We start from the raw sequence: 25,481 nt of genomic DNA, 5'->3' as shown, positions 1-25,481 counted from the left end.
AACGGTGCCGCGTTCGTGCGGCACCGTTTTCGTGGTGGACGATTCCCCGGCCACGACCTCAGGCCGGATCGCCTGCTTGCCGGTCGGCTACCGGCAGTTCTCGTCGATCTTGTATTGCATCGCCCTCGGGTAGTCGCGCCGGTCGAGCAGGACTCGGACCAGGGTCGGCCCTTGGTTGATCGGGTGGTCCGGGTCGGCGATTCGGCCCAGGATGTCGGCCAGTTCGGTGTGGGTGCGAGCGCTCACCCCGGTCATCGGGTGCTTGGCGGAGCCGAAGACGTCGGCGAGTCGCTCGTATTGCCACACATGCAGGTCGTTGTAGAACTCGGCTCCCTCGGACGGGTTCTCCGCGTAGTAGCAGGGGTGCACCAGCATCTGTTCGATGCCGTAGAACCCGTCGTTGTCCAGCACGAACACAACGGGGCGCAGTTCGTGCCGGACCTGGGTGGACAGTTCCTGGCAGGTCTCCTGGAAGGAGCCGTCACCGACGAACACCAGGGGGCGCTTCTCGGGTTCCTGCCGGGCCAGGGCCACACCGGAGGCGGCCCCGACCGAGTAGCCGATGGACAGCCAGCTGTTCTGGGCCACGAAGGAGGCGCGCTCGGCCATGTGCAGGTTCATCGAGCCGATCAGCGCGAACGCCGCGTCGGAGACCACGGTGAACGGGTTGACGCGTGCCCCGGGCGGGCCGCTGTCCTGGTCCTGGAGGAAAGCGTTGACGTGGCGGAAGAAGCTGTCGTAGGTCAGGTCCTTCGGGTAGTCGCCACCCACCAGACCCGCCAGGTAGGCGGCGGTGGTGGCGGGGACATCCAGGCCCGCCGCGTGTGCCTGGGCGAAGTAGTCGGCGGCGAAGACGCCCGCGCCGAACTCCGCGGTCAGCGCCTCGCGCAGGGCCGGGATGAACCGTTCGAGTTGCACGTCGGGGAAGTAGGAGGCGCCCACGTTGACCCCCTCGTGGGCGGCGACGGCCCAGTCCGCGCCGATCGACTGTTCGCCGCCGAGGTTCTTCGAGGTCGCCCACGAGCCGAGGCCGATCCGGCAGCCGGCAGCGTGGAACATCTTGTACACGTCGGGGTCGCTGGCCTTGCCGTTGTAGACGCCCGAGTAGCCGGGGGTCTCCTCGGAGACGACGGCCTTGGCGCCGATGGTGGTGCAGAACGGGATGCGGGTATCGCGCACCAGCGCGATGAGTTCGTCGGAGAGCCGGAACCGGTCGATCTCCTCGCCGGCCCAGATGATCGGGTTGCCCGCGGTGCGGATCAGGTCGAGGGTCGCCGCCACGGCCTTGCCGAGCATGCGTCGGTTCGCCTCGGTGAACGGCCGTTCGCGTCCGGTCAGGCGCCCCTGCGGCGCGGGGCACCGGGCCGACCACACGTCCGCCATGACCTCCAGGTAGACCGGCCGGCGATGGGTCAGACAGGCGGTGATCGCGCTGTCGATCTGGATGGGGGCCAGGCCGGGGTTGGAGATCGCCTGGGCGTCGACGGTGACCTGCCGGTAGACCTCGAGGTTGCTTTCGGGGCGCTGGATCATGTGGGTGGTGAGCAGGCCGATCGCCTGCTGGTTGAGCCACTGTTCGTGGCTGGGAGCGGCGTTGATCGCGATCACCGGCACGAATTCGGCATAGGCGCCGCCGATCGGGTTGAGCAGGTTGAACGCGCCCACGCCGTAGGTGACGGCACACGCGGCGACGCCCTGCTCGCCGAGCGCGAGGTCGGCGTCGGCCGAGGTGACCCGGGCGTACGCGTCTGCGGCGTATCCGGCGCCGACCTCGGTGGGGGTGCCCACCCAGCGCACCGTGGACTTGGCGTGCATCGTGGTCAGGAACGGGCCGAGGAGGTCGCCCGGGACGCCGAACAGGTGTTTGATACCGAGTTGTTCGAGCCTGAGGGCGAGGTACTCGGCGACCGTGCAGTCCTGGGTCGTGGTCATGACGCGGGCATCTCCTCGGGAATTCGGTGGGGCTGCGCGGATTCGCCCACGCTCGCCGGTTCGTGGCGTGCCGGGTCGGTGGGTTCGGCCGCGACGACGGGCCGGGCGTGGACGGGCGCGCCGTTGACGGCGATGGCGGCGCGTACGGCCGTTTCGACGGCGCCCTCGATCCAGGCGTGCTTGAGGGAGACGTGTTCACCCGCGAAATGCACGGGGCCTTCGGGACGGACCACGTCCAGGTGGAAGCTGGTCATCTGATGCGGCGTGTACACGGCGGCTTCACCGAACGCGTACGGGTCGCGCAGCCAGCTCTGGGTCTGGCCCTCGCCGGTGAAGAACACCTCGATGCGGAGCCCGTGCACGGACTGGAGGTTGCGCAGCGCGTAGCCGTAGCGTTCGCCGTCCTCCAGCGAGTCCCAGCGCACCGCGTCGTCCGACCACGAGTAGCTCGCCAGGACGACCCCGCCGGGGCTGTCGGCGATGGGGTGGGAAGGGTAGTACATGAAGCGGTTGGGATTGTCGGTGGTGGAGCCGCCACCGTAGGCGTTGGTGGCGGGCCGCACGCCGGCCTCGTAGAGCGGCGAGTTGCGCAGGTAGGCGACCTGGTCGGCGTCGATCCGGGATTCGTCGACGCTGGGATGGGCGCCGAGCAGTCCGGTGGGCAGGTCGCGCACGGCGGAGGGGGTGGACACGGCGGCTTCGGCGGGGTCCTCGCCCAGGTTTTGGTAGTAGTCGTAGAGGTCGGGGTCGATGGCGTCGAGTTCGCGTTTCCAGTCGTCCTCGGTGAACTCCCACCAGCGGCGCGAGAATTCGAGGAGCACCTTGGTGGCCTGGTCGTAGTGCGTCTCGATGACGGCGCGGCGCTTCTTGTACGAGAACGGCGGGGACACCCGGGTGAAGCGCAGGCTGGAGAAGGGGATGGTGACGATCGCGACGTCGCCGGTCCAGGTCTGGGGTTCGGCGTACGGGGTGTGCTCGGGCACCGTCTGGATGACGACCGCGTCGCCGCCCGAGCCCGTCGGGCCACCGGAGCCGTCCCGGTCGGGGTCGCGGTACTCGAGGCGGACCATGCGATGGCCCATGACGATCTGGTCGCGCAGATCCTTCGCGAGTGCCTCCGGGAGCAGCCGGCTGCCGCCGTCGATCTCCCAGTAGGTGGCCTTCGGGTCGATGTCGCTGCGGCCCAGGAAGGTGTGGAAGAAGGCCAGGTGCAGCCGCGAGGTCATGTTCTCGATGGTGCCGATCGCCTCGACGGCCTCGTCACTGAAACCCGCGTACTCGCGCAGGAAGCGGCCCATCGAGAAACCGTCGAAGTCGCGGACGACAGCGGCCCAGCCGTCGAGCCACTTGTCGAAGGGCTTGTTGATCCGTTGGCCGTCGATCAGGTCGGAGTAGTAGTTCCGGACCGGCTCCAGCGCGTCATGGACCAGTTGCGCCACGGTCACCCGTGATTCGTAGCCGCTCAGGTGGAAGCCCTCGTTGAGCACACAGGGCTGCTCGGCGTAACGGGTGCGGCGAGCCTGTTCGCGGTTGGTGCGGATCCAGGTGTGGTTGCGCTTGTCCGGCTCGCGGAACTCGGTGCCGGCCGGGCCGTTCGTCCACTCCTCGCCGGTGAAGGAGCGGTAGGTCACAGGTGGTACCGGCACGCCTTCGTTGCCGGTCGTCGGGTCGATGTCGACGTTGTAGAACAGCCGCCGCTTCAGGCCGAGTTTGTCGATCAACGCGAGGGTGAGCGGGTGGAAGCTGGGTACGCGCATGGCCCCGGCCTCGGCGTACTGCGCGGGGTCGGCGAAGGGGGACGGCTCGCCCTTCCTGGTGTGGAAGGTCTTGATCCGACCGCCGACCCGGTTGGCGTTGGCCTCCAGGATCGTCACGTCGTGCCCGGCCTTGGTCAGCAGCGAGCCGGCGACGAGGCCGGCGATGCCGGCACCGACGATCAGTACACGTTTGCGTTGCGGCGGCGGCTGTAGCCCGTTGTCGATGAGGGTGTCGAGGTAGCGCAGCTTGAGGTCTTCGTTGGTGGGCTCGGGGCCGATCAGCAACAATTCGCGGGCCAGCTGCCGGTAGGTCTGTTGGTCGGCACGACCGGTGCTGTCGCCGTGGCCGTTGGAGTGGTTCATCGCACTTCCTGAGGTGGGGACGAGGGTCTTCGGACGGGGGTCGGTTGAGTGCCCGAGGGCGGACCGGCCGGGTTGCTACCGGGCGGGCCGCGGCTCGTTCGCGGCCGGCAGGCGCAGGGTGCCGTCGACGGAGCGCGTGAACGCATGGACCGGGCCGGTGGTGTCCGCACGGAGGTCGTGGCTGTCGGGTTGCCTCGGTGGGGGCGCATGCGCGGAACGCGGCGGATCGCGCGCCGCAGGGGACGTGTGCTGCCGGCGTCGGCGGATCACGAATGGCCCCGTGCAACCGGATGGTCACGACTTCGCGCGGATGGTCGGCGGACCTTCGACGCCTACGTGCCCGCGCTCGCGTTCAGTGGGATATGCGTTGCCGGCGCGGCAGGACGAACGGGCGGCTCGCACTCGAGGTCTCGCCCATCACGCGCCTTCCCGGGGACATGGGTAGCGGTCATCGCCACTGCTCCGAGCGCCATCGTCCCCCGGGCCGGGGACTCCGAAACTCCGAGCGGGCACGCAAAGTGACACGTGATATGCATCGAGTGGTTTCCGGAGTGGCCTCGGATCGATTGACGCGGCCGGCACGGGGCGCGGAGATCACGACCTCGCCGACCGCTCCGCCGGGTGCGGTCCGGAGCGTCGGCAGGGCCGAGGACCCGGCCGCGGTCCGGTGCGCGTCGCGATGCGCCGGGCACCGAGTGCGAACCGCGTCGCCGTCTCACCCGTGGTGGAGAGGATCCGGTTCGGGTCGCGGTTCCGCTCCGCCCGGATCGAGGCGGAACGGCGGGTACACGTCGGTCATGAGGGCCTCGTAGGCGACCACGCGAAGCACCCACCGGTCGAGGCCGATCACCAACGCGTAGATGCCCCTGGGATAGCGACCGGTGAAGAGCAACGCGATGCCCGCGAACAGAACCAGCGCGGGAATGAGCCCGCCCCAACGCCACGCACCGGCGGTGAAGATCCCGACCAGGACGAGCTGCGGAAGGACCAGCAGCCACCACTTGACCAACACCAGGCCACGCGACAGGTGTTCGGGGTAGACGATGTCGAATCGCGCCGGGTACTCCGGGTGTTCGGCGAGGGCGAAAGGCGGATAGCGATCGGTGCCCAGCCCGCCGTACCCGTAGTACCAAACGCGCCAGGTCCAACGCAGGACACCGACGTTGAAGTCGAACAGCGGGCGCGGATATCGCGTGGTGAACAGGATCGCGAAGAACGCCACGATACTGACCACGAAAAAGGCGATCCACAGGAAGACCAGCACGATCGCGTGCGGGATCAGCAGGAACCACTTCACCACCCACAACCAGCGGGACGGTTCCGCTTCGAGCCTGGCTTCCAGCCGAACGGGCTGGGTCGTTGCGGCGTACATGTGACCTCCTCGACGGCGGGACGGCGGATACGCTCCGTGCCCCTCGATCCCCGGCTTTCGCAACCTCCCGGGGCCGCCACGAGCCCACACTCCTCGACCGGGCCGAAGTCGTTGTGGTGTGCGGTCGCCTTCGAGGCCTTGGGCATGGTCGCCACCTCCCGCGCCCCCGTCCTTCCATGGTCCTGCGAGGCGGCACAGAGCGCAGGAGATGACTTTCCGGTCCGCAGGCATGCGGACAGTCCCCGCAACCAGTCGGGCTGTACGGGTATCAGCCCCGCGCAGGCATCGGCTCGCCGGCGGCGGTGCCGGTGCCCGGGTCGACCGCGCGGGCCGCACCCCGATCCGGCGGAGTCGACCTCGACGCGATACGGCTGAATTGAACCTCTTCGTGTTTATCTGCGGTGAATCATCCATGTTGTGGCATAGTCGGGCGGCGCGGGGGTGAGGTGGCGGGCGACATCGAAGGGCAGGCACCATGAGCGGCGACCGGATGGCGACCACGCGTGAGCGCGCCGACCTGATGGAATCGCTGGCGAGGCATCGCGGGTTCCTGCGCCAAACGGTTCACGGGCTCACCGACGAACAGGCGGCGACGCGTACCACCGTGAGCGAGCTCTGCCTCGGCGGCCTGATCAAACACGTGGCCGGCACCGAGGCGTCCTGGATGCGGTTCGCGGTCGGTGGCGCGGAGGCCATGATGAGCGAACCGATCGACTGGGAAAGCCAGTTCCGCATGACCGAGGGCGAAACGCTTGTCGGAGTGCTCGACGCGTACGAAAACGTGGCACGCGAGACCGACGACCTGGTGGCCACGCTGCCCGATCTGGACGCGTCCCACCCCCTTCCCGAGGCCCCGTGGTTCGAGCCGGGCGCCCGGTGGTCCGTGCGCCGCACCATCCTCCATGTCATTGCCGAGACTTCGCAGCACGCCGGACACGCGGACATCCTCCGCGAATCACTGGACGGCGCGAAGACGATGGGCTGACCCGCCGGGGCGGCCTACCGCGCGCGCACCGGCCGCCGGCAGGAGTGCGTTCCGAACCCGGCGCCGAGCAACGCGCGGTCGCCGAACGACGCCACCGCGCCCACCCGACGGCGGGCTGCCCGGCTCCAAGACCTACACATACTCCAACGCCAATGCGATGCCCACGACCTCGTGGAACCGGAACGGCGACCGGCAGACGTGGAAGCTGTACAACCGGTACGGCGTGCCGGCGCCGGCACGGCGGTGGCGGAACTTGGTTCGATCGAACGCGCAGGCGACACTGGGGGAATGTTGTCCGAGCCGGAAGTCGCGCCGAAGTACCCGGAGTACGCGGCCGAGATCGACCACGCCTGGCTGGCGCGTTCACGGGCCAAAATCCTGCGCGCCCATCGCGTCGGCTCTTGGGGGACGGTGTCCGGCGGGGTGGTCATCGTCGTGGTGTCCTGCGGGGCCGTTTTCGGCCTCGGGCTCCCGTTCGCGGCCACGTGGCCGTTGCTGCTGTCCTTGGTCTCCGGGCTGTTGCTGATCGTCGCCGGGCGACGACAACTCCTCGAGGTGCGGCGTCGACGCGCGACGTGGGACGCGAACGGGCTGCCTCCGGTGGCGATCCGCATGTCCGCCGACGGTGTGTGGTGCGCGACCAACTCGCTACTCGGGCCGTTTCTGGTGCCGTGGCTGGCGCTCGCGGGAGTTCGCCTGCTGCGTCGATTCGGTCGGACGGGGCTTGTTCTGGATCTCGCCGCCGGGGTCACCGCGACCTCGCCGGGAGTCGTCGTGGAACTTCCCACCGACGCACGTGGGCGCCGCGCCAAAGCCAGGATGTTCCGCGCCGAGGGCATGCTGGGGATTCCGGAGGAGGCGCTCCGTTCGCCGATCTCGGACATCGACCAGGCGTTCGCTCGGTTCACCGAGGGCCGAGTGCGAATCCGCTGACCCGCCGCGAGTTCCCATCCGCCCGACCGTCGAGGCCCGTCGATGGTGTTCCCGGGCAGCCAGTCACCCTTGCGCCGTCGATGGGCTCGGGACGGCGAACGGCCCCGAAGCGTCGGGCCATGCTCGCCCGGTGGGCGGGTGTGGCCGGCGCTTCGGGGCCGGATGTCGCGGGGCGCGGGTCAGGCGGCGGTGCCCACGCGGGGCGTGGGGCGGGTGGCGGGGCCGGAGCGGCGGGCCTGGGCGGAGCCGCTGCGGCGTCCGCGTGAGGAGGAACCGCTGCCGGTACGGCGGGGGCGTTCCACCACCGGCGCGGTGATGACGACCGGGATTCCGGAGGGCGCCTGGGCACCGGTGATCCGGGTCAGTTCGGCCTCGCCGGAGCGGACCTGGGTGGTCTGCGGTGTGATCCCCGCGTCGGACATAAGCCGGACCATTCGGCGACGCTCGCCGGGCAGCACCAGGGTGACCACGCTGCCGGACTCGCCGGCGCGGGCGGTACGACCGCCGCGGTGCAGGTAGTCCTTGTGGTCGCTGGGCGGGTCGACGTTGACGACGAGGTCGAGGTTGTCCACGTGGATGCCGCGCGCGGCGACGTTGGTGGCGACCAGGACGGTGACGTGGCCGGACTTGAACTGGGACAGGGTGCGGGTGCGCTCGGGCTGGGACTTGCCGCCGTGCAGCGCGGCGGCACGAACTCCGCTGTCGAGCAGGTGCGCGGTGAGTCGGTCGACCGCGTGCTTGGTGTCGAGGAACATGATCACCCGGCCTTCGCGGGCGGCGATGTGCGTGGTGGCGGCGTTCTTGTCCGATCCCTGCACGTGCAGCACGTGGTGCTCCATCGTGGTGACCGCGCCGGCCGAGGGGTCGACCGAGTGCACGACCGGGTCGTGCAGGTACTTGCGCACCAGCAGGTCGACGTTGCGGTCCAAGGTGGCGGAGAACAACATCCGCTGCCCCTCGGGGCGTACCTGGTCCAGGAGCTCGGTGACCTGGGGCATGAAGCCCATGTCGGCCATCTGGTCGGCCTCGTCCAGGACCGTGACACCGACGTCGGCCAGCACGCAGGCGCCGCGGTCGAGGAGGTCCTTGAGCCGGCCGGGCGTGGCCACGACCACCTCGGCGCCGGCCCGCAGCGCGGTGATCTGACGGCCGATCGGCATGCCGCCGGTCACCGTGGCCATCCGCAGTCGCAGCGAACGGGCGTACGGGGTGAGGGCGTCGGTGACCTGCTGGGCCAGCTCACGGGTGGGCACCAGCACCAGCGCGAGCGGGTGCTTGGGCTCGGCGCGCCGACCGGCGGTACGGGCGAGCACCGCCAGGCCGAAGGCCAGCGTCTTGCCCGACCCGGTCCGGCCTCGGCCCAGCACGTTGCGGCCGACCAGCGAGTTCGGCAGCGTCGCCGCCTGGATCGGGAACGGCTCGGTCATGCCCAGACCGGTCAACGTCGCCAGCAGCTCGGACGGCATGTCCAACTCGGCGAAGGAGGCCACCGCAGGCAGCGCCGGGGTGACGGTCACCGGAAGCGCGAACTCCCCCTGCGCGCCCGAGGAGCGACGGCCGTAGCCGCCGGACGCACTCGAACGGCCGTAGCCGCCGGAGCGGCCCGAGGCGCCGGAACGGCCGTAGCCGCTGCCGCCGGCGGCCGAGCGGGCGTAGCCGCCGGTGCCGCCGCTGCGGCCGCGGGAGGAGGAACTGTACGAAGAACTGGTGGAGCGGGCGTTCGGGTTCACGGGGAACCTTCCTCGACACGGCACGTACCGCGGAGACCCGGCAGCCGAAAGCCGCGCAAGCTATCACGAAAACGAGCCGAAATGAAAAGCAGAATCGAAGTGGGGCGAAGGAATTCGCGCACACACACTTCGAAAGGCGCGGCGCCGTCGGAAACAGGCGGCCGGCACGAGCGGACTGCAAAGTCCGGGGGCGGTGGGCGGCGCGCGGTCGTAAGCCGTCGGCTGCCGCCTACCGGGCGGGGGGTACTGCATCGCGTGCCGTCGTCGCGACCTCGGGAAGTGGGGACGAGCGGGCTGCGGCAAAAACACGAACCCCGTACCGGGCCCGCCACCTCACGGTGGCGGGCCCGGTACGGGGGCGCCGAAAGGCGTCAGGCGGGAACGATGTTCTCCGCCTGCGGGCCCTTCTGGCCCTGGGTCACGTCGAAGGAGACCTTCTGGCCCTCCTGGAGCTCACGGAAGCCCTGGGCGGCGATGTTCGAGTAGTGGGCGAAGACGTCGGGGCCGCCGCCGTCCTGCTCGATGAAGCCGAAGCCCTTTTCCGCGTTGAACCACTTCACGGTGCCCGTGGTCGCCATGTCGTTCTCCTTCGTTGGGGAAGCAGTACCGGAATCCACACAGTGCGATTCCGCGTCGCCGCAAGGAGCCCACCCGGAGATGACCGGACAAACAAAAATGCACCCACGGATCAAGCCCGTCAGGTGCACACAAAGTTCATGGGTACCACAACTGCAACTGACACCAACGTAGCACGAATGTTGACGGCTTCGCGGACTCCGACGATCAACGGGCTCGGATGATCGAGGATTTCGGGGGACGGCGACGCGGCCGGAATCCCCCGTTGCCCGGCCGGGGCCTTCCCCGCTCGCGCCGAGTCGACACGGAACGCGCGACGGGGCGGGCCCGACTCCGAGAATCGAGTCGAGCCCGCCCCGTCGCGCGTCGTGGTAGCCGGCGGCGCCGCTGCTACCAGCGGTACCAGCGACCGCGTCCGCCCCCGGCGCCGGCCGAGCGGAAGACGAAGCCCAGGGCCCACGCGACCAGGACGATCACGGCCAACCACCACAGGGCCTTCAATGCGAAACCGGCGCCGAAGAGGACGAGAGCAAGAAGCAGAACCAGCAGCAGGGGGATCATTGTTTCCTTACCTCCGACCCGTCGTGTCCATCACGGATCCGCTTGTGCCCCGCCTGTTCGGGCGTATGCCTGCGAAAAGGGCCGTTTGCCGGGGCCGTACGGGGACAGGATCGGCGCTTGTCCCACAAGCGATCCCCGGCGGTGTTCCGTCGTGGCATCGGGCTGTCGAGCCGATTCGTCGGAGCGGGTGTGCGACGGAGGTGATCGGGCAGGCGTGGGTCGAATCCATTCGAGACGACGGCTCCCGGGGCGGCGAATCGGCCTGCCTGGCAGTGGAGTTCGTCATGAGTAGAGGAGTCCCCAGTGAGCACCGGCGACAACGTGTGGGGCCACCGCCCCGAGTCCGGCTACACCGCGGGAACCAGCCTGGCCGGCTACAAGGTCGAGGCCACCGATGGCCACATCGGCAAGGTGGACAAGCACAACGACGAGGTCGACGCGTCCTACCTGGTGGTCGACACCGGCGTGTGGATCTTCGGCAAGCACGTCCTGTTGCCTGCGGGCACGATTTCGCGCGTCGACGTACAGGCCGAGGTGGTCCACGTTTCCTGCACCAAGGAGGAGATCAAGAACTCGCCGGAGTTCGACAAGGACAAGCACCTCGGCGACCCCGATCACCGCACCCGTACCGGCGACTACTACGGCAACACGGCCCCCGGCTCTCCCGGCGCCCCGGGGACCGGCCCGGCGGGCATCCTGTAGTCCGTACGGCGACGACAACGCGCGGGGCGCTCGGCCGGCTTCACACCGGCGGGGCGCCCTGCGCGTTGTCGTCGGTGGAGGGGCTCTGGGCGAACGGCCGACGGGGCCGGTCCGCCGGGTGTCGTGGCAGCTTCGACTCCGGATGGCTCGGGCCGAGTACCGCCGGCCACACCGCCTCGTCCATGGGTGCCCCTCGGCGACGGTGACGCTCCCGCCCGCGAGTCGGTTGTGGCGGACGAGGCGGTCAGGACCCCGTTTCCGTGCCGATCGGCGGCGGATGTGCGCCGACCACTCCCGCGAAACGCGCGATTCCTTTCCGCGGATCTTGCCGGCAAACGTCTCTCTTTCGAGGCATGCACTCGAATGTGTGGGGCACACGTGGGGCGGAGGTAAAAACAATGATTCCCCTGCTGGTTGTCCTGCTTCTTGCCCTGATCCTTTTTGGCGCCGGTTTCGCGCTGAAAGCCCTGTGGTGGATCGCCGTCATCGTCCTGATCGTCTGGGCACTCGGCTTCGTCTTCCGCTCGGCCGGCAGCGGCGGCGGCCGCGGTCGTTGGTACCGGTGGTAGAAGCGTCGCCCCAAAGTGGTACCTCACCTGATGCGGGCCGTGGCCCCACCCGGACAACCGGGTGGGGCCACGGCCCGTTTCGCATTCCCGAGGGATTCGGTGAGGCATTCGGTGAGTGTCGGGCCGGGAACGGGAAGAAAATCTTTTCCGGAAAGTGCCTTCGAATTTCGAGGGCGGACGGTATCGAATCACGGCCGAGGCCGCCGGAATCCTGCAGGTCGCGTTCACCGAGCGGAGTCGTGGTTCGGATCGGCCCCGAACTCCGGTGTGAGCCATGGCGATCGGTGCTTGTCGCTCGTCAGTGGGTGTCGTGGGGATTCGGTCGGCCGGGCGGGTGGAAGCAGGCGCTGACGGCTTTGCCGTGCCTGCTCGGGTGCATGTGCAACTCGTCGGCGACCGCGTCGACGATGGACAATCCGCGACCGGACGGTGTCGTCGTATCCGTGGCCTGCGGCGTGGGGACGCCCGGGCCGTTGTCGCTGACGTAGACGTTCAGACACCGGTTGTCCCATGCCGGCACCACTTGGGCCGTGCTGTGCGCATGTATGTGGGCGTTGGTGATCAACTCCGAGACGGTCAGGATGACGTCGTCCACGGTCTCGCTCGCGTTCTTGGTCCATTCCAGGGACGTGAGATGTCTCCGGGCCCAGTGCCTTCCGGCCTCGACCCCGCCACTGATGGGAAAGGCCCGCGCCCACCCCACCGCTCGCATGTCGGCCATGGAAATCCCTTCGTTACCCCTTCGTCCCGTTGCCTCGCGCCGGGGCGCCTACCCTCAGGCGCGCCGATCACCCCCGGCGAGGGCCGACGCAGCGGGGCGCGCGGCAGGCGAACCGAGTCGACGCCCGGCGGGTCGTGGCCCTATCGCTCCCGAAGCAGCGGAGCGAGGTCGGTCATCCAGGCGGTGCGTACGTGTGCCCACTCCGTGGCGCAGCCGGCTGCGCGGGTCGGGGTGAGCAGTGGCGAGTTCGCCGCTTCCGGGTTGCGTTGCGGAGCGGAACCGTACAGATAACAGAGGTGGTTCGCGGCGCGCAGGCGATCCGGGGCGTGCTCGTCCTTGGCGCCGCTGCTCCCGCCGGCGTCGCCGCCCCCGCTCCCGGCGTCCCCGTCGGCGGCCGACAGCTCGTACTCCTCGACCGCGGCGCGTAACTGGCGCTCGCCCTCGGGGCCCTGGCGGAGCATCAGCAGCGCGGCGAAGCGGTCTGCGGCGTCCTCCTCGGCGCGGTCCGTCAGTTGCAGGGTCAGGTCGTCGATCAGGACGTGGCCGGCCTCGTGGTAGAGGGTTTCGGCGATGACCGCGGCGACTTCGGCATCCGCCGGGTGGTGTCCGGCGCGTTCGAAGAGCCGGCGCTCCTCGGCGGCCTGGTCGTAACAGATCTCCACACGACGGGAGTTCGGGTCGTACCCGGATCCTTCACCGCCGCACGAGCGGGCGACGACCGGTACCCGGTGAGTGAGCCGGACGAACCGGTTGAGTGAGTCGGCGACCGACTCCAACGCCTTCCGCTCGCGCAGGAAACCGGCTTCGCCGCGATCCGCGTCGGCGGGGCGCTCGTAGCTCACCTCGAAGCCGGCGCCCCCCGGCGCCCCGGTCGGGGTCGGCCGCGCTTCCCGGTCCTTCCGGTCGTTGTCCGACGCGCCACCACACCCTCCGAGCAACGCCATCGCGAGCAACCCCGCGCACATCCGCCCCGCCCCAACCCCTCGGCCGCTCGCGACCCGTGTCCACATGCCCGCGATCCTGCCCGAGGCAGGCGCCTCCCGCCGATGGTGGGCGACCCGGCTCACGGCCATCGGCCCGTGACACGCCCGCCGTCCATCGCCCGTCCCGGGTCCGCCGCCCCGACCCAGGGGGCGGGCCCGCCCTCGCCCACAGTGCGAACTGCCCGCGCCGACGCCCGAATCGCCACCAGGGTCATCGACTACCGGATGGCCGTACTTCGTCGAGCGCTGCGCCCGTCCGGGTGTTCGGGGCGGTGCGGAGTCGTTCGGCGATGGTGCGGGCGTGTTCGGTCGCCTCGACCCGGGCCTCGGCAAGGAGGCGGTGGGCGAGCGGCCTGAGTTCCGCCATCGCCGGGTTGACGTCCGCCGCGGTGAGTTCGGCCCGGGCGGTGAGCACGTCCAGGCCCCAGACGTCGGCGAGCATGCGCTGCACGTACGGCGTGGCATGGTCCCAGCCGGCGCGCGGAGTCCCGGGGGTGTAGCCGCCGCCCCGGGCCTCGACCAGCACCGCCGGGCGACCCGGCAGGATCTGCCGGCTGACGTCGGCGGCCCGCGGGTCGGTGATGATCACATCGAACCAGTGCTTGACCTGCTGCGGGACGCCGAAGTTGTACATCGGTATGGCGAGCAGGTACGCGTCGCAGGCGAGCAGCTCGTCGGCGAGTTCCGCGGCGAACGCGGTCGCGGCGCGCTGTTCGTCGGTCCGGGCATGTTCCTCGGTGGTTCGGCTCGCCTCGGCGACGGGCCAGATGGCGGGCAGCGGTCGGCGGCCCAGGTCGCGGCGGATGAACTCGGCGTCGGGGTGGGCGCGGACCCATTCGGCCTCGACGAGGTCGGCGAGGGCGCGGCTGACCGAGTCCTCGGTCCGGATGCTGGAGTCGAGTCGGAAGAACTTCATGGGGTTTCTCCTTGGCATGGGTTGATGCGGACCGAGGGTGCGAATCGGTATGGATCGGATGAAAGGGGCCACCGATCGGGCAGCACGGAGCGCCGCGCGAACCGGGTCGGTGCCGCTGGTGTTGATTCGGCGGGCTGACGAGGCGGGTGCCGGGTGGGTGTGACGCGGGTGCGGGCCGGGGCGATGTGGCCCCGGGCGGGTGCGGTGCGGCGACGGTAAACTCGCCTGTCGTCTCCTTTGCCGTTCCCTTGTTCTTCGTTGTCCCCTTGCTGTCGGCGTCGTGCGGAGTGGTTCGTCTCCCCTTTGACTTACGCCCGACGGAAAAGGTGACCATGAACGGACACGAGAGCTTGGCGGCACGTTTCGAGGCGCACCGTGACCACCTGCGCGGGGTCGCCTACCGGATGCTCGGCTCGCTGGACGACGCCGACGACGCGGTACAGGCCGCCTGGTTGCGGGTCGACCGGGCGGGCGTGGACGGGGTGGAGAACCTGGCCGGGTGGTTGACCACCGTGGTCGCGCGGGTGTGCCTGGACGTGTTGCGGATCCGGCGGACCCGGGGCGAGGAGTCCCTGACGTCGATCCCGGAAGCGGTGCTGGAGCGGCCGGGCGGAATCGAACCCGAGCAGGAGGCGGTGTTGGCCGAGTCGGTGGGCCGGGCCCTGCTGGTGGTGCTGGACCGGCTCACCCCCGCCGAGCGGGTCGCCTTCGTACTGCACGACCTGTTCGCCGTTCCGTTCGCCGAGATCGCGCCGGTGGTGGGGCGGTCGTCGGTGGCGAGCAAGAAGTTGGCCAGCCGAGCCCGGGACCGGGTACGCGGGGTGGCCGCCGTCGACGAGGCCGATCTCGCCGAACACTACGGCGTGGTCGACGCGTTCCTGGCCGCCGCGCGCGGTGGCGACCTGGACACCCTGGTCCGGGTACTGGCTCCGGACGTGGTCCGGCAAGCCGACCGATTCGCGGTGCCGGACGGGGCCGCCCGCGACGTGCGGGGCGCGCGGGCGGTGGCCGAGGAGACCCCGGTCTTCGCGCACCGGGCCCGGATGGGCGAGGTGGCCCTCGTGGACGGCAGGCCAGGCATCGTGATCGCCCCGAGCGGACGCCTGTTCGCGGTCCTACGGCTGACCGTCGAGACCGGCCGAATCACCCGCATCGAGGTGATCGCAGACCCGACCCACCTGGCCGAACTCCCACTGGCGGCGGGCCGGCCCTGAGGCGGGCGCGCGGAAGGTCGCCGTCGTCGGGACGGGACCGAGCCGGGCCCGGGCCGGGGCGGGGCCGGTCGACGCGGGTCGCGTGGGCGCGGGTCGCCCGGGTCGGGGTGGGCGCTGCGGGATTGCGGGCGGTGGGGCGGGTCCGGTTCGGGCTGGGTAGGGCAGGCGTGTGGGATCGCCGGCGGTCGAGCGGTCCGGGCCGGGGCCGGTGTGGCGGGGACGGAAGATCGCCGGCGGTGGGGCGGGTCTGAGTCGGGACCGGTGTGATGGCCGTGCGAAACCGCCTAGGCGGGGCCGAGGGTCGACGCGACGGCGTGACCCAGGCCGTCCGGGCCGACGACACGGTGCCGGGCGTACTCGACGCCGTGTCCACCGGCCGTTCCTCGGCGCACCCGAAGGAGACGGTCACCCACGGCACCGTGCCGGCGCTCCGGCACCCGGGCCTGCTCCCGACCCCGTGGCCGCGCCGCACCGGGCCCATCCACCGGCCCGAGGCCACCACCGGTCCCGCTGCCGAGCCCGCCACCCAACGCGCGCCCAGCAGGGCGCACCACCCCGCCCGCCGCGACACCCGCACCCGCCGCGGCGGCCGGCGGACGCCCGTACCCCGCACACCCCGCCCGGACGGCCATCAGGCGTCACCAGACTCGGCACGGACCCGGCGCCGAATCCACCGCCGGGCCCGGACAGGCGTCACGGACCGTCACGAACCCGGCATCGAACCCGGACAAGGCCCCCGCACGAGGCCGCATCAGCCTCACCTCCAGCCCCTCCGGACCCTCCCGTCAACACGTCATCCGTCCGGCGGAGTCGGGCAGGCGAGGTGATCCGGGCGGGCCTACGGTGTTGTGTGGGTCACAGGAGCGAGCGGTGGGGTTCAAGTCGAGTTCTTGGCTGACGGAGCGTCAAAAGGCGCGCTTCCAGGGGGTGATGGGATCTGACGATCCGTCAATTCATATATGACGATACGTCAGATCCCTTTGCCCCAAAGGCAGTTGATCGCATCGAGGGTCGTCGTTGTGCGGCGAACAGAGCTAGTGTCGGTCGGGTTGCCACGCTCGAGAAGCGACCCGGCCGGCCAGGGACCGGGGACGCGACGCCTCCCCGGGAGCCTTCAAGTGGGCCGTAGCGGGGACCAGGGATGATGAGGACCTCATGGCCATCGCGCTACCAGTACGTGCCTCGGACGATCGGTCCGGCACCGCACCGACGCCGACCCCGGCCGGCTACCCCGGGCGCCCCGCCCCCGCGCCGCGCACCCTCGTGGACATCCTGGACGCCACCGTCCGGGCCCACCCGAACGAGCCCGCCCTCGACGACGGCCGGCGGACGCTGACGTACCGCGCCCTGGCCGCCGAGGTGGAGGCGCTGCGCCGCCGGCTCGCCGACGCCGGGGTCGGCGTCGGGGACCGGGTCGGCATCCGGGTGCCGTCCGGCAGCAACGACCTGTACATCGCCATCCTTGCCGTGCTGGCCGCCGGCGCCGCCTACGTCCCGGTGGACGCCGAGGATCCGGACGAGCGGGCCGACCTGGTGTTCGGCGAGGCCGGCGTATGCGCCGTGCTCGGTGCCGAGCGCGAACTGCGTGTCACCCGGGCCGGCAACACGCCCGTGGCGCCGGCTCGACCCGGCCCCGGGGACGATGCCTGGATCATCTTCACCTCCGGCTCCACCGGCAAGCCCAAGGGCGTCGCGGTCACCCACCGCAACGCGGCGGCCTTCGTGGACGCCGAGGCCGGGCTGTTCCTCCAGGAGGAGCCGATCGGCCCCGGCGACCGGGTGATGGCGGGCCTGTCGGTCGCCTTCGACGCGTCCTGTGAGGAGATGTGGCTGGCCTGGCGATACGGCGCGTGCCTGGTCACCGTGCCGCGCTCACGGGTGCGCTCCGGCGCCGACCTGGGGCCGTGGCTGGCCGAGCAGGAGATCACCGTGGTCTCCACGGTGCCCACGCTCGCCGCGCTGTGGCCGACCGAGGCGCTGCTGGACGTACGGCTGCTGATCTTCGGCGGCGAGGCATGCCCGCCCGAGTTGGTGGAGCGCGTGGTCGCCGAGGGCCGCGAGGTGTGGAACACGTACGGCCCGACCGAGGCGACCGTGGTCGCCTGTGGATCGCTGCTCACCGGCGAGGGCCCGGTTCGGATCGGGCTGCCCCTGGACGGCTGGGAACTGGCCGTGGTCGATCCCGGTGGTCGACCCGTCGCGATGGGTGAGACCGGCGAGCTGGTGATCGGCGGCGTCGGCCTGGCCCGCTACCTGGACCCGGTCAAGGACGCGGAGAAGTACGCGCCGCTGGAATCGATGGGCTGGGATCGCGCCTACCGCAGCGGCGACGTGGTGCGCGCCGACCCCGAGGGCCTGGTCTTCGTCGGTCGCGGCGACGAGCAGATCAAGCTCGGCGGCCGGCGGATCGAACTCGGCGAGATCGACGCGGCCCTACAGGCCCTGCCCGGCGTGGTGGGCGCGGCCGCCGCCGTACGCACCGTCAAGGGCGGCAATCAGCTCCTGGTCGGCTACCTGGTGACCGGCGAGGGCTGGGATCGCGAGGAGGCGGTCCGCCGGTTGCGGGCCGAACTGCCCGCGGCCCTGGTGCCCCGGCTCGCCCCGGTGGCCGACCTGCCCACCCGGACCTCCGGCAAGGTCGACCGGGACGCGCTGCCGTGGCCGCTCGCGGACGCGGAGGACGCCGGTCCCACCGAGCAGCTCTACGGCACCGAGGCGTGGCTCGCCGAGCAGTGGACCGACGTGCTCGGCATCGCCCCGGAGAGCGCGCAGGACGACTTCTTCGCGATCGGCGGGAACAGCCTGGCCGCCGCCCGGTTGACCACGCTGCTGCGCGAGCGCTACCCCGCCGCCGCGGTCGCCGACATCTATCAGCAGCCCACGCTGCGCAAGCTGGCCCGCCGCCTGGAGCGCTCGGCCCAGGACGCGGGCGCGGTGCGCAAGGTGGCACCCACGCCCACCCGGGCCCGCGTCGCCCAGTTGCTCCTGTTGATCCCGTTGTTCACCCTGATCGGGCTGCGCTGGACGGTCGGCCTGCTCGCGCTGGGCAACGTCGCCGCCTGGTTCGGCGACTACCCGTGGGCGCCGACCGCGTCGTGGTGGTGGGTCGCGGCCGGCTGGGCCGCGCTGTTCAGCCCGCCCGCCCGGGTGGCGATCGCGGCCGGCGGCGCCCGGTTGTTGCTGCGCGGGGTGCGCCCGGGCACCCATCCGCGCGGTGGCGGCGTGCACATCCGGCTGTGGGCGGCCGAACAATTGGCCGACGCCAGTGGTGCGACCGCGCTCTCCGGGGCCTGGTTGCTGCGCTACGCCCGCGCACTGGGTGCCAAGGTCGGCCAGGACGTCGACCTGCACACCCTGCCGCCGGTCACCGGCCTGCTCAAGCTCGGCCGAGGCTGCGCGGTGGAGGCCGAGGTGGACCTGTCCGGTCACTGGCTGGACGGCGACCGGCTGGAGATCGGCGCGATAAAGGTCGGCGCGGGCGCCATCGTGGGCACCCGCAGCACCCTCTTCCCCGGTGCCCGGATCGGCCGCTCCGCCGAGGTGGCGGCCGGTTCCGCGGTCACCGGCAACGTGCCGCCGAGCCGTCGCTGGGGCGGGGTGCCGGCCGTTCGACTCGGCAAGGTCGACCGGGGCCGGTTCGGCGAGCGTCCGCCGCGCAAGGCGCGCTGGGCGGTGCTGTACGGCGTGAGCGGGTTGGTGCCGACGCTGCTGCCGATCCTGGCGGTGCTGCCGGTACTGCCGATCCTCGGCGCGTTCGTGCCGCCGGGCGAGGGTTTCGGCGCGGCGCTCACCGGGGCCATGCTCGCCCTGGTGCCGGCCGTGGCCGCGTTCGCGCTGGTCTACGCGCTGTCGATCCTGCTTCTGGTGCGTCTGCTCAGCCTGGGGCTGCGGCCCGGCTACCACCCGCTGCACGGCCGGATCGGCTGGCAGGCGTGGACCGTCACCCAGCTGATGGACCTGGCCCGGGAAAAGCTGTTCCCGCTGTACGCGAGCCTGTTCACGCCGGTGTGGCTGCGGGCGCTGGGGATGAAGGTGGGCAAGGGCGTCGAGGCGTCCACGGTGCTGGCGCTGCCGAGCCTGACCACGGTCGGCGACGGCGCGTTCCTGGCCGACGACACGCTGATCGCCTCCTACGAACTCGGCGGCGGCCGGATCCGGATCGGCGAGGCGCGGATCGGCGAGCGGGCCTTCCTGGGCAACTCGGGGATGACCGCGCCGGGCCGCTCGGTGCCCGCCCGCGGCCTGGTCGGCGTGTTGTCCGCGACGCCGAAGAAGACCAAGAAGGGCGGCTCGTACCTGGGCATGCCGCCGATGCGGCTGCCGCGTTCGGCGGACGTCGCGGACCAGGGCCTGACCTACGACCCGCCCGCCCGGCTGCGCTGGGCCCGCGGCCTGGTCGAGCTGTGCCGAGCGGTTCCGGTGTTGTGCTCCGCCGCGCTGGCCGTACTGACCCTGGCCGCGCTGGCCTGGCTGGGCACCCACTCGCTGATCCTGGCCGCGCTGCTGTCCGGCCCGGTCCTGCTCGGCTGCGGTGTGCTCGCGTGCGTCGTGTCGATCGCGGCCAAGTGGCTCCTGGTCGGCCGGTTCAAGCCGGTCGAGCACCCGCTGTGGAGCGGCTTCGTGTGGCGCAACGAGCTCGCCGACACCTTCGTCGAGGTGTTGGCCGTGCCGTGGCTGATCGGCCGGGTGCCCGGTACGTCGGTGATGAACGTGTGGCTGCGCGGGCTCGGGGCGTCCATCGGCCGCGGCGTGTGGTGCGAGAGCTACTGGCTGCCGGAGGCGGACCTGGTCACCCTGGAGGACGCGGTGAGCGTGGGGCACGGCTGTGTGCTCCAGACACATCTCTTCCACGACCGGATCATGCGGATGGATACTGTGATCCTTCGCGAGGGCGCCACCCTGGGCCCGCGCGGGATCGTGCTGCCGGGCAGCACGATCGGGGCACGCAGCACGCTGGGTCCCGCCTCGCTGGTGATGCGCGGCGAGACGGTCCCGGAGGACACCGGTTGGCTGGGCAATCCGATCGAGGCATGGCGACGGTAATGCGTTTCGAGGCGGCGTCGCAGGACACGGCCCGTCCCGCGACGGTGGGCGCGACGGGGACGGAGCACGAATCGGTGGTCGACCAGGGGCCGCGCTCGGCCGCGGGGGAGGCGTACTTCGCCACGCACGGCGATCCGCGCTATCGCGTACATCGCTACGAGCTGGCCCTGGACTACCGCCCAGGCCCCAATCGGCTGGCCGGCACCGCCCGAATCGGCGCCGTGGCCGGCGATCGGCCGCTCGGCGAAGTCGTGCTCGACCTGGGCGAATTCCGGATCGGCCGGGTGCTGGTGAACGGCCGCCAGGCGCGCTACACGCACCGCGCGGGCAAGCTGCGGGTGCGGCCGGGCGCGGCCATCGGCGCGCGGGCCGCGTTCACCGTCGAGGTGCACTACGTCGGCAATCCCAAACCGGTGCGCAGCCCATGGGGCGGGATCGGTTGGGAGGAGTTGACCGACGGCTCGCTGGTGGCCGGCCAGCCGATCGGCGCGCCGTCCTGGTACCCGTGCAACGACCGGCCCGACGACAAGGCGGCGTACCAGATCTCGGTCACCGCGCCGTCGGCGTACACCGTGGTGGTCAGCGGTGAGCTGCTCACCCGCAGCACCCGGGGCAGCACCTCCACGTGGGTCTACGAGCAGGCCGCGCCCACCGCGAGCTACCTGGTCAGCGTCTCGATCGGCCGCTACGACACGGTCGGACCGCTGGAACCGGGCGCGAGCGTGCCGCAGTTCGCGCACGTGCCGGCCCGGCTGCTGCCACGCTTCCTGGTCGACTTCGCCCGGCAACCGGAGATGATGACGCTCTTCGAGGAGTTGTTCGGGCCGTACCCGTTCGGTGAGTACACCGTGGTGGTCACCGACGACGAACTCGACATCCCGATCGAGGCCCAGGGGCTGGCCACTTTCGGGGCGAACCACGTCGACGGCGAGCGCGGCTTCGAACGGTTGGTCGCGCACGAGTTGGCCCACCAGTGGTTCGGCAACAGCGTCGGACTGGCGAACTGGCGGCACATCTGGCTCAACGAGGGCTTCGCGCGCTACGCGGAGTGGTTGTGGGCCGAGCGCTCCGGCGGGCGAGCCGCCGCCGTGCAGGCGGCCGTGGAGCACACCCGACTGGGCGGCCTGCCGCAGGACCTGCTGCTCGGGTCGCCGCGCCCGAAGCTGATCTTCGACGACCGGATCTACGCTCGCGGAGCGTTGACCGTACACGCGGTGCGGTGCGCGCTGGGCGACGCGGCGTTCTTCACGATGTTGCGGGACTGGGCCACGACGCACCGGCACGGCGTGGTCGTCACGGACGACTTCACCGCACACGTGGCGCGGTACGCCTCCCGGCCGGTGGACGAGTTGTTCGACGCGTGGCTGTATCGCGAGGCGCTGCCGCCGTTGCCGACGTCGCCGGCCGCGCCCTCCGCGCCGTCGTCGCCGTCTTCGCCGCCGCAGCGGCGGGGGCGACTGGGGTGGCCCTGGGCGTCGGGACACGGCGGATCCTCGGGGTGAAACGGGGGGTGGCGATTCGGGTCCGCGTCGATCCGTCGTACGGTGCGGGAAGGTCGGCAATGTGGTCACCGACACCGCCCGCACGGGTGGTGCGCCGGTGTCCGGACGTATGAGAGGAATCCCGCGATGACCCAGGGCGAGACCGCGAATCCCACGACCCCGTCCCGAGGCTGTGCGGTGGTCACCGGTGCCAGCAGTGGGATCGGCGCGGCGACCGCCGTGCACCTGGCCGGTCTGGGCTACGACGTCGTGCTCGGCGCGCGCCGCAAGGACCGGCTGGACGAGGTGGTCGCGCGTTGTGCCGGGCGCGGCCGGGCGCTGCCGCTGGACGTGGCGGATCCGGACTCGGTCGCCGCGTTCGCCGCCGCGGTGGACCGCTGTGACGTACTGGTCAACAACGCGGGCTTCGCGCGGGGCACCGAACCGGTCGCCGAGGCGGACGAAGCGGCGTGGACCGCGATGTACGAGACCAATGTGCTCGGCACGCTGCGGGTGACCAAGGCGTTCTTGCCGCTGCTGATCGCGTCCGGCGACGGTCAGGTGATCACCATCGGCTCGGTCGCCGGGCGCGAGCCGTACGAGGGCGGCGCGGGGTACAACGCGGCCAAGCACGCGGTGACGGCGATGACCCGGGTGCTGCGGCTGGAGCTGCGCGGGCAGCCGGTGCGGGTGTGCCAGATCGACCCGGGCATGGTCGAGACCGAGTTCACCCTCAACCGGCTCGGCGGCGATGCGGAGAGCGCGTCGGCGGTGTACGCGGGAATGACGCCGCTGGTCGGTCAGGACATCGCGGAATGTGTGGGATGGGTGGCTACTCGGCCGCCGCACGTGAACATCGACTCGATGATGGTGCTCGCGCGGGACCAGACGTCGGCGCGTGTGGTGTTTCGCCGGGATTGACGGTGGGACGAAGGTGGCCTCGATCGCCGGCCGGGCTGGGGGTCTTGCTCGGCTGGGGTTGGGTGGCTCGGGTCGGGTCGTCCTCAAGCGCCGGACGGGCTGGGGGATTTGCTCCGGTTCGGTGAGGTGGCGTGCGGCTGGTTGTTCTCACGTGCCGGACGGGCCGCGTAGCACTGCCGGGGACAGGGCGTGGGGGATCAGCAGGGTCGGGTGGCCGGTGCCGTCGGCGCGTGTGGTCCAGATGTCGGCGCGGAGGTCGCCGGGGAGGCTGTAGACGACGCGGTCGGTGTCGAGCCATTCCGCCTGGTCGTCCAGGGTTCGGGTCTCGGCGAGCGCGCTCTCCGTGCCGGTGGCCAGGACCAGGACGAACAGGTGCCAGGGCCGGTCGGCGTCCGCGCCCGGGACCCGCTTCTTGTACGCCACGCGCGTGCCGTCGGGGGACAACGACGGGCACTCGGCGTTCTCGCGTACCGTGCGCAGCGTGCGGGTGGCCACCTCGCCCCGGGCCAGCCAGGTGTGTCCGCCGGTGGCCACCGTCGCGAAGAAGGTGTTGTCGTCGGCCGCGAAGGTCACGCCCCAGACGTTGACGTCGGGAGAGTGGATCGACTCGTCGCCGCGGTGCAGCGCGTACGACTCCAGGTTGTCGTCGAGCCGGCCGGTTCGGGTGTCCAGGATCGCGGTCCGGGTGGCGAAGTTCAGGCCCGCGTACGACTCGCCGTTGACGAACGACGTCCACGCGACCAGCCGTCCGCTCGGCGATACCCGGGCCCGCGAGGGTGTCCCGGCCAGCGGATGCCGGCCCTTCTCGCGCAGGTTCGCGTCCAGGAGCACCGCGTCGTAGGTGCCGAGCGCGAGCCTCGCCGGTTGCAGGCACACCCCGGTGCCGTGCGCGGCGTGGAAGACCAGGCATCTGCGTCCGGCGACCGCCCGCTCGCCGGGCCGCGCCGCGTCGACCGCCGCGAGGTGGTCCCGGCCGCCGTCGGCGGCCGTGCTGCGGAACAGGATTCGGCCCGGGCGATCCAGGCTCAGCGTCGTGTGGTCACCGCCCCGGCCGGCATCCGCGTCGCCCGCCGCGCGCAGCGTGTACACCACCGCCAGGCCGACGAGCAGCGCGGTGACCACGGTCAGCACGGTCAGGCGGGTGGCGCGGGTCATCCAGATGCCCCTCTCGGGCCGGCCGGGCGGGTGGTGCCCGGTGTGAGGGTGCCGCCGGCCAGGAGCGCGGCGGCGGCGAGCAGCGCGAGGGCCAGTCCGCCGGCGGCCAGGACGCCGGCGGTGTGCGGGCCGTACAGGGTCCAGGCCGCGCCGAATCCGGCCGCGCCCAGGGCCCGCCCGCCGGCCTGCCCCGTCTGCACCAGGGCCAGCGCCCCGCCGCGCAGTCCCGGCGGTGCGGCCGGGGCCGCGAGCGCCATCAGCACGCCGTCGGTGCCCGCGTAGAACAAGCCGAGCAGACCCGGGATCGCGACGATCATCGCCCGATCGGGCAGTGGTGCGAGCAGCACCAGGTAGCCGCAGAGCAGGGCGACATGGCCGGCCAGGAAGACCCGGCCGCGCCCGTACCGATCCCCCGCGGTGCCGGCCGGGACCGCGAGCAGCAGGAAGACCAGCGCGGTGCCCAGCGGCAACAGGGGGAACAGGTGCGGCGACAAAGCGGTGTGCCGTTGCAGCAGCAGGTAGAGCATCGCGTCGCCGACCGTCGTCGCGCCCAGCAGCAGCGCGGCCAGACACACCCGGGCGAAGCCCGGCACCCGCAACACCGCCGCCGCGTCGCGCAGTCGGACCGACGCGCGGACCGTCGGCGGGCCCGCGCCCGCGACCACGACCTCGGGCGTCGGGTCACGGACGAACAGCAGCAGCACCAGCAGCCCGAACGCGGCGAAGCAGAAGCTCATCACGAACACCGCGTCGTACGCGTCGGCCGTCACCCACAACACCGCGAGTGCGACCGGCGGTCCGAGCAACGCGCCCGCCGTGTCCATCGCCCGATGCACGCCGAACGCCCGGCCCTGCTCCGCCGCCGGCGCCGCCATCGAGATCAACGCGTCGCGCGGCGCGGTACGCAGCCCCTTGCCCGCACGATCGGCCGCGAGCACCCCGCCGATCGCCGAGACCCCGCCGGCCGCGGGCAGCAGCAGCTTGCACCCGGCGGAGATCCCGTAGCCGAACGCGGCGACCGTCCGGTGCCGGCGGAATCGGTCCGCGACATGCCCGCCGAGCAGCCGGGACACGGCGGTGGCGCCGTTGTTCAGACCGTCCAGCATGCCGAACGCCATGGGAGAGAGCCCGAGTCCGAGCACGAGGTAGACCGGGAGCACCGCGGTGACCATCTCGGCCGACACGTCGGTCACCAGGGAGACCACGCCCAGGGTGAGCACGACGGGTGCGACCCGCCGGGCACCGCGCGCGGTCGGCGGCGGTGCCTGCGCGCGCGGGGCGCGCGTACCGGACGCGAGGTCGGCGGAACGGCTGGACGACAGATACATCCGGGGACCTCCGGCTGCGGCTGGGCACGGGAAGGTCGGAAGTCGCGGGTGTCGAGCGCGGGTTCGAGCCCTCGACACCCACGGCCGCCGGCGCCTGGACGGCGTGTCGAGCGGTCAGAACCAGCTCACGGTCCAGCGGAACGCGGCGGTGGCTTTCGCCCCCGTCGAGTCGCTCGCACTCACCTCGACGGCGAAAACACCCACCCCCCACGCCCGACCCGAGACCACACACGTGAGCG

General features: G+C 71.5%; 20 protein-coding genes. 8 read left to right on the top strand and 12 right to left on the bottom strand.

Going from position 1 to position 25,481, the window contains the following annotated elements:
- Positions 1–87 precede the first annotated feature (87 nt).
- From A3IC_RS0136110 to A3IC_RS0136100, 3 genes are all read right to left on the bottom strand, one after another.
- A complete protein-coding gene (locus A3IC_RS0136110) occupies positions 88–1,932 on the bottom strand; it encodes an alpha-keto acid decarboxylase family protein (RefSeq protein ID WP_020554957.1) in 1,845 nt (614 codons plus the stop codon).
- Positions 1,929–4,052, bottom strand: a complete 2,124-nt coding sequence (locus tag A3IC_RS0136105; protein ID WP_020554956.1) for a flavin monoamine oxidase family protein — start codon at positions 4,050–4,052, stop codon at positions 1,929–1,931. The genes A3IC_RS0136110 and A3IC_RS0136105 overlap by 4 nt, the downstream gene beginning before the upstream one ends.
- 715 nt (positions 4,053–4,767) lie before the next feature.
- Entirely contained in the window at positions 4,768–5,424 is a 657-nt protein-coding gene (locus tag A3IC_RS0136100) for a DUF4389 domain-containing protein (RefSeq protein ID WP_020554955.1), read from the bottom strand.
- A gap of 475 nt (positions 5,425–5,899) precedes the next feature.
- Between A3IC_RS0136100 and A3IC_RS0136095 the strand changes: the two genes are divergently transcribed.
- Positions 5,900–6,409 carry a DinB family protein gene (locus A3IC_RS0136095; protein ID WP_020554954.1) on the top strand — a complete coding sequence of 170 codons (510 nt, stop codon included), beginning with the start codon at positions 5,900–5,902 and terminating at the stop codon, positions 6,407–6,409.
- Between the two features lie 288 nt (positions 6,410–6,697).
- Entirely contained in the window at positions 6,698–7,342 is a 645-nt protein-coding gene (locus A3IC_RS0136085) for a hypothetical protein (protein WP_020554953.1), read from the top strand.
- A 179-nt stretch (positions 7,343–7,521) separates the two neighbouring features.
- Here A3IC_RS0136085 and A3IC_RS0136080 read toward each other — a convergent pair whose 3' ends face one another.
- The 3 genes from A3IC_RS0136080 to A3IC_RS0136070 all read right to left on the bottom strand — a co-directional run bounded on the left by A3IC_RS0136080 (position 7,522) and on the right by A3IC_RS0136070 (position 10,209).
- Positions 7,522–9,072, bottom strand: a complete 1,551-nt coding sequence (locus tag A3IC_RS0136080; protein WP_020554952.1) for a DEAD/DEAH box helicase — start codon at positions 9,070–9,072, stop codon at positions 7,522–7,524.
- A 371-nt stretch (positions 9,073–9,443) separates the two neighbouring features.
- Positions 9,444–9,650: a cold-shock protein gene (locus tag A3IC_RS0136075; protein ID WP_020554951.1), complete on the bottom strand. Its 207-nt coding sequence runs from the start codon at positions 9,648–9,650 to the stop codon at positions 9,444–9,446.
- A gap of 388 nt (positions 9,651–10,038) precedes the next feature.
- Positions 10,039–10,209 (bottom strand): DUF5670 family protein, encoded by a 171-nt coding sequence (locus A3IC_RS0136070; RefSeq protein WP_020554950.1) that lies wholly within the window; start codon positions 10,207–10,209, stop codon positions 10,039–10,041.
- A gap of 303 nt (positions 10,210–10,512) precedes the next feature.
- Between A3IC_RS0136070 and A3IC_RS0136065 the strand changes: the two genes are divergently transcribed.
- Complete coding sequence (locus A3IC_RS0136065) at positions 10,513–10,911, top strand: hypothetical protein (RefSeq protein ID WP_020554949.1); 399 nt, start codon at positions 10,513–10,515, stop codon at positions 10,909–10,911.
- A 40-nt stretch (positions 10,912–10,951) separates the two neighbouring features.
- Here the strand turns inward: A3IC_RS0136065 and A3IC_RS69095 are convergent, their stop codons facing one another.
- On the bottom strand, positions 10,952–11,095 hold the full coding sequence (locus A3IC_RS69095) for a hypothetical protein (protein ID WP_020554948.1): 144 nt from the start codon (positions 11,093–11,095) through the stop codon (positions 10,952–10,954).
- Positions 11,096–11,309: 214 nt separating this feature from the next.
- On the opposite strand from A3IC_RS69095, the gene A3IC_RS0136055 reads away from it, so the two are divergent.
- Positions 11,310–11,480 (top strand): DUF5670 family protein, encoded by a 171-nt coding sequence (locus tag A3IC_RS0136055; protein WP_020554947.1) that lies wholly within the window; start codon positions 11,310–11,312, stop codon positions 11,478–11,480.
- A 298-nt stretch (positions 11,481–11,778) separates the two neighbouring features.
- Here the strand turns inward: A3IC_RS0136055 and A3IC_RS0136050 are convergent, their stop codons facing one another.
- The 3 genes from A3IC_RS0136050 to A3IC_RS0136040 form a co-directional block, all read right to left on the bottom strand.
- The gene (locus A3IC_RS0136050; protein WP_020554946.1) at positions 11,779–12,201 is read right to left on the bottom strand and encodes an ATP-binding protein; all 423 of its coding nucleotides are present in this window, start codon (positions 12,199–12,201) and stop codon (positions 11,779–11,781) included.
- Between the two features lie 140 nt (positions 12,202–12,341).
- Positions 12,342–13,145, bottom strand: a complete 804-nt coding sequence (locus A3IC_RS58470; RefSeq protein ID WP_158696221.1) for a DUF4344 domain-containing metallopeptidase — start codon at positions 13,143–13,145, stop codon at positions 12,342–12,344.
- A gap of 250 nt (positions 13,146–13,395) precedes the next feature.
- Positions 13,396–14,100 carry an FMN-dependent NADH-azoreductase gene (locus A3IC_RS0136040; RefSeq protein WP_020554944.1) on the bottom strand — a complete coding sequence of 235 codons (705 nt, stop codon included), beginning with the start codon at positions 14,098–14,100 and terminating at the stop codon, positions 13,396–13,398.
- 332 nt (positions 14,101–14,432) lie between these two features.
- Here A3IC_RS0136040 and A3IC_RS0136035 point away from each other — a divergent pair, with 332 nt between their 5' ends.
- The 4 genes from A3IC_RS0136035 to A3IC_RS0136020 all read left to right on the top strand — a co-directional run bounded on the left by A3IC_RS0136035 (position 14,433) and on the right by A3IC_RS0136020 (position 22,759).
- Positions 14,433–15,314, top strand: coding sequence for a sigma-70 family RNA polymerase sigma factor (locus A3IC_RS0136035; protein WP_026219133.1), 882 nt, complete (start codon positions 14,433–14,435; stop codon positions 15,312–15,314).
- 1,155 nt (positions 15,315–16,469) lie between these two features.
- Entirely contained in the window at positions 16,470–20,357 is a 3,888-nt protein-coding gene (locus A3IC_RS0136030) for a Pls/PosA family non-ribosomal peptide synthetase (RefSeq protein ID WP_020554942.1), read from the top strand.
- Positions 20,345–21,859, top strand: a complete 1,515-nt coding sequence (locus A3IC_RS0136025; RefSeq protein WP_245599766.1) for a M1 family metallopeptidase — start codon at positions 20,345–20,347, stop codon at positions 21,857–21,859. Before A3IC_RS0136030 ends, A3IC_RS0136025 begins: the two co-directional genes overlap by 13 nt.
- 126 nt (positions 21,860–21,985) lie before the next feature.
- Positions 21,986–22,759: an SDR family NAD(P)-dependent oxidoreductase gene (locus tag A3IC_RS0136020; protein WP_020554940.1), complete on the top strand. Its 774-nt coding sequence runs from the start codon at positions 21,986–21,988 to the stop codon at positions 22,757–22,759.
- Positions 22,760–22,906: 147 nt separating this feature from the next.
- On the opposite strand, the gene A3IC_RS0136015 is transcribed toward A3IC_RS0136020, so the two are convergent.
- Complete coding sequence (locus A3IC_RS0136015) at positions 22,907–23,914, bottom strand: TolB family protein (RefSeq protein WP_020554939.1); 1,008 nt, start codon at positions 23,912–23,914, stop codon at positions 22,907–22,909.
- Complete coding sequence (locus A3IC_RS0136010; RefSeq protein WP_020554938.1) at positions 23,911–25,242, bottom strand: MFS transporter; 1,332 nt, start codon at positions 25,240–25,242, stop codon at positions 23,911–23,913. Before A3IC_RS0136010 ends, A3IC_RS0136015 begins: the two co-directional genes overlap by 4 nt.
- Positions 25,243–25,481 lie beyond the last annotated feature (239 nt).

This window comes from Embleya scabrispora DSM 41855 (assembly GCF_000372745.1).
GTDB classification, from domain to species: Bacteria; Actinomycetota; Actinomycetes; order Streptomycetales; family Streptomycetaceae; genus Embleya; species Embleya scabrispora.
The sequence above is the reverse complement of the archived record's forward strand: the minus strand, read 5'-3'. Positions and strand labels throughout refer to the sequence as shown.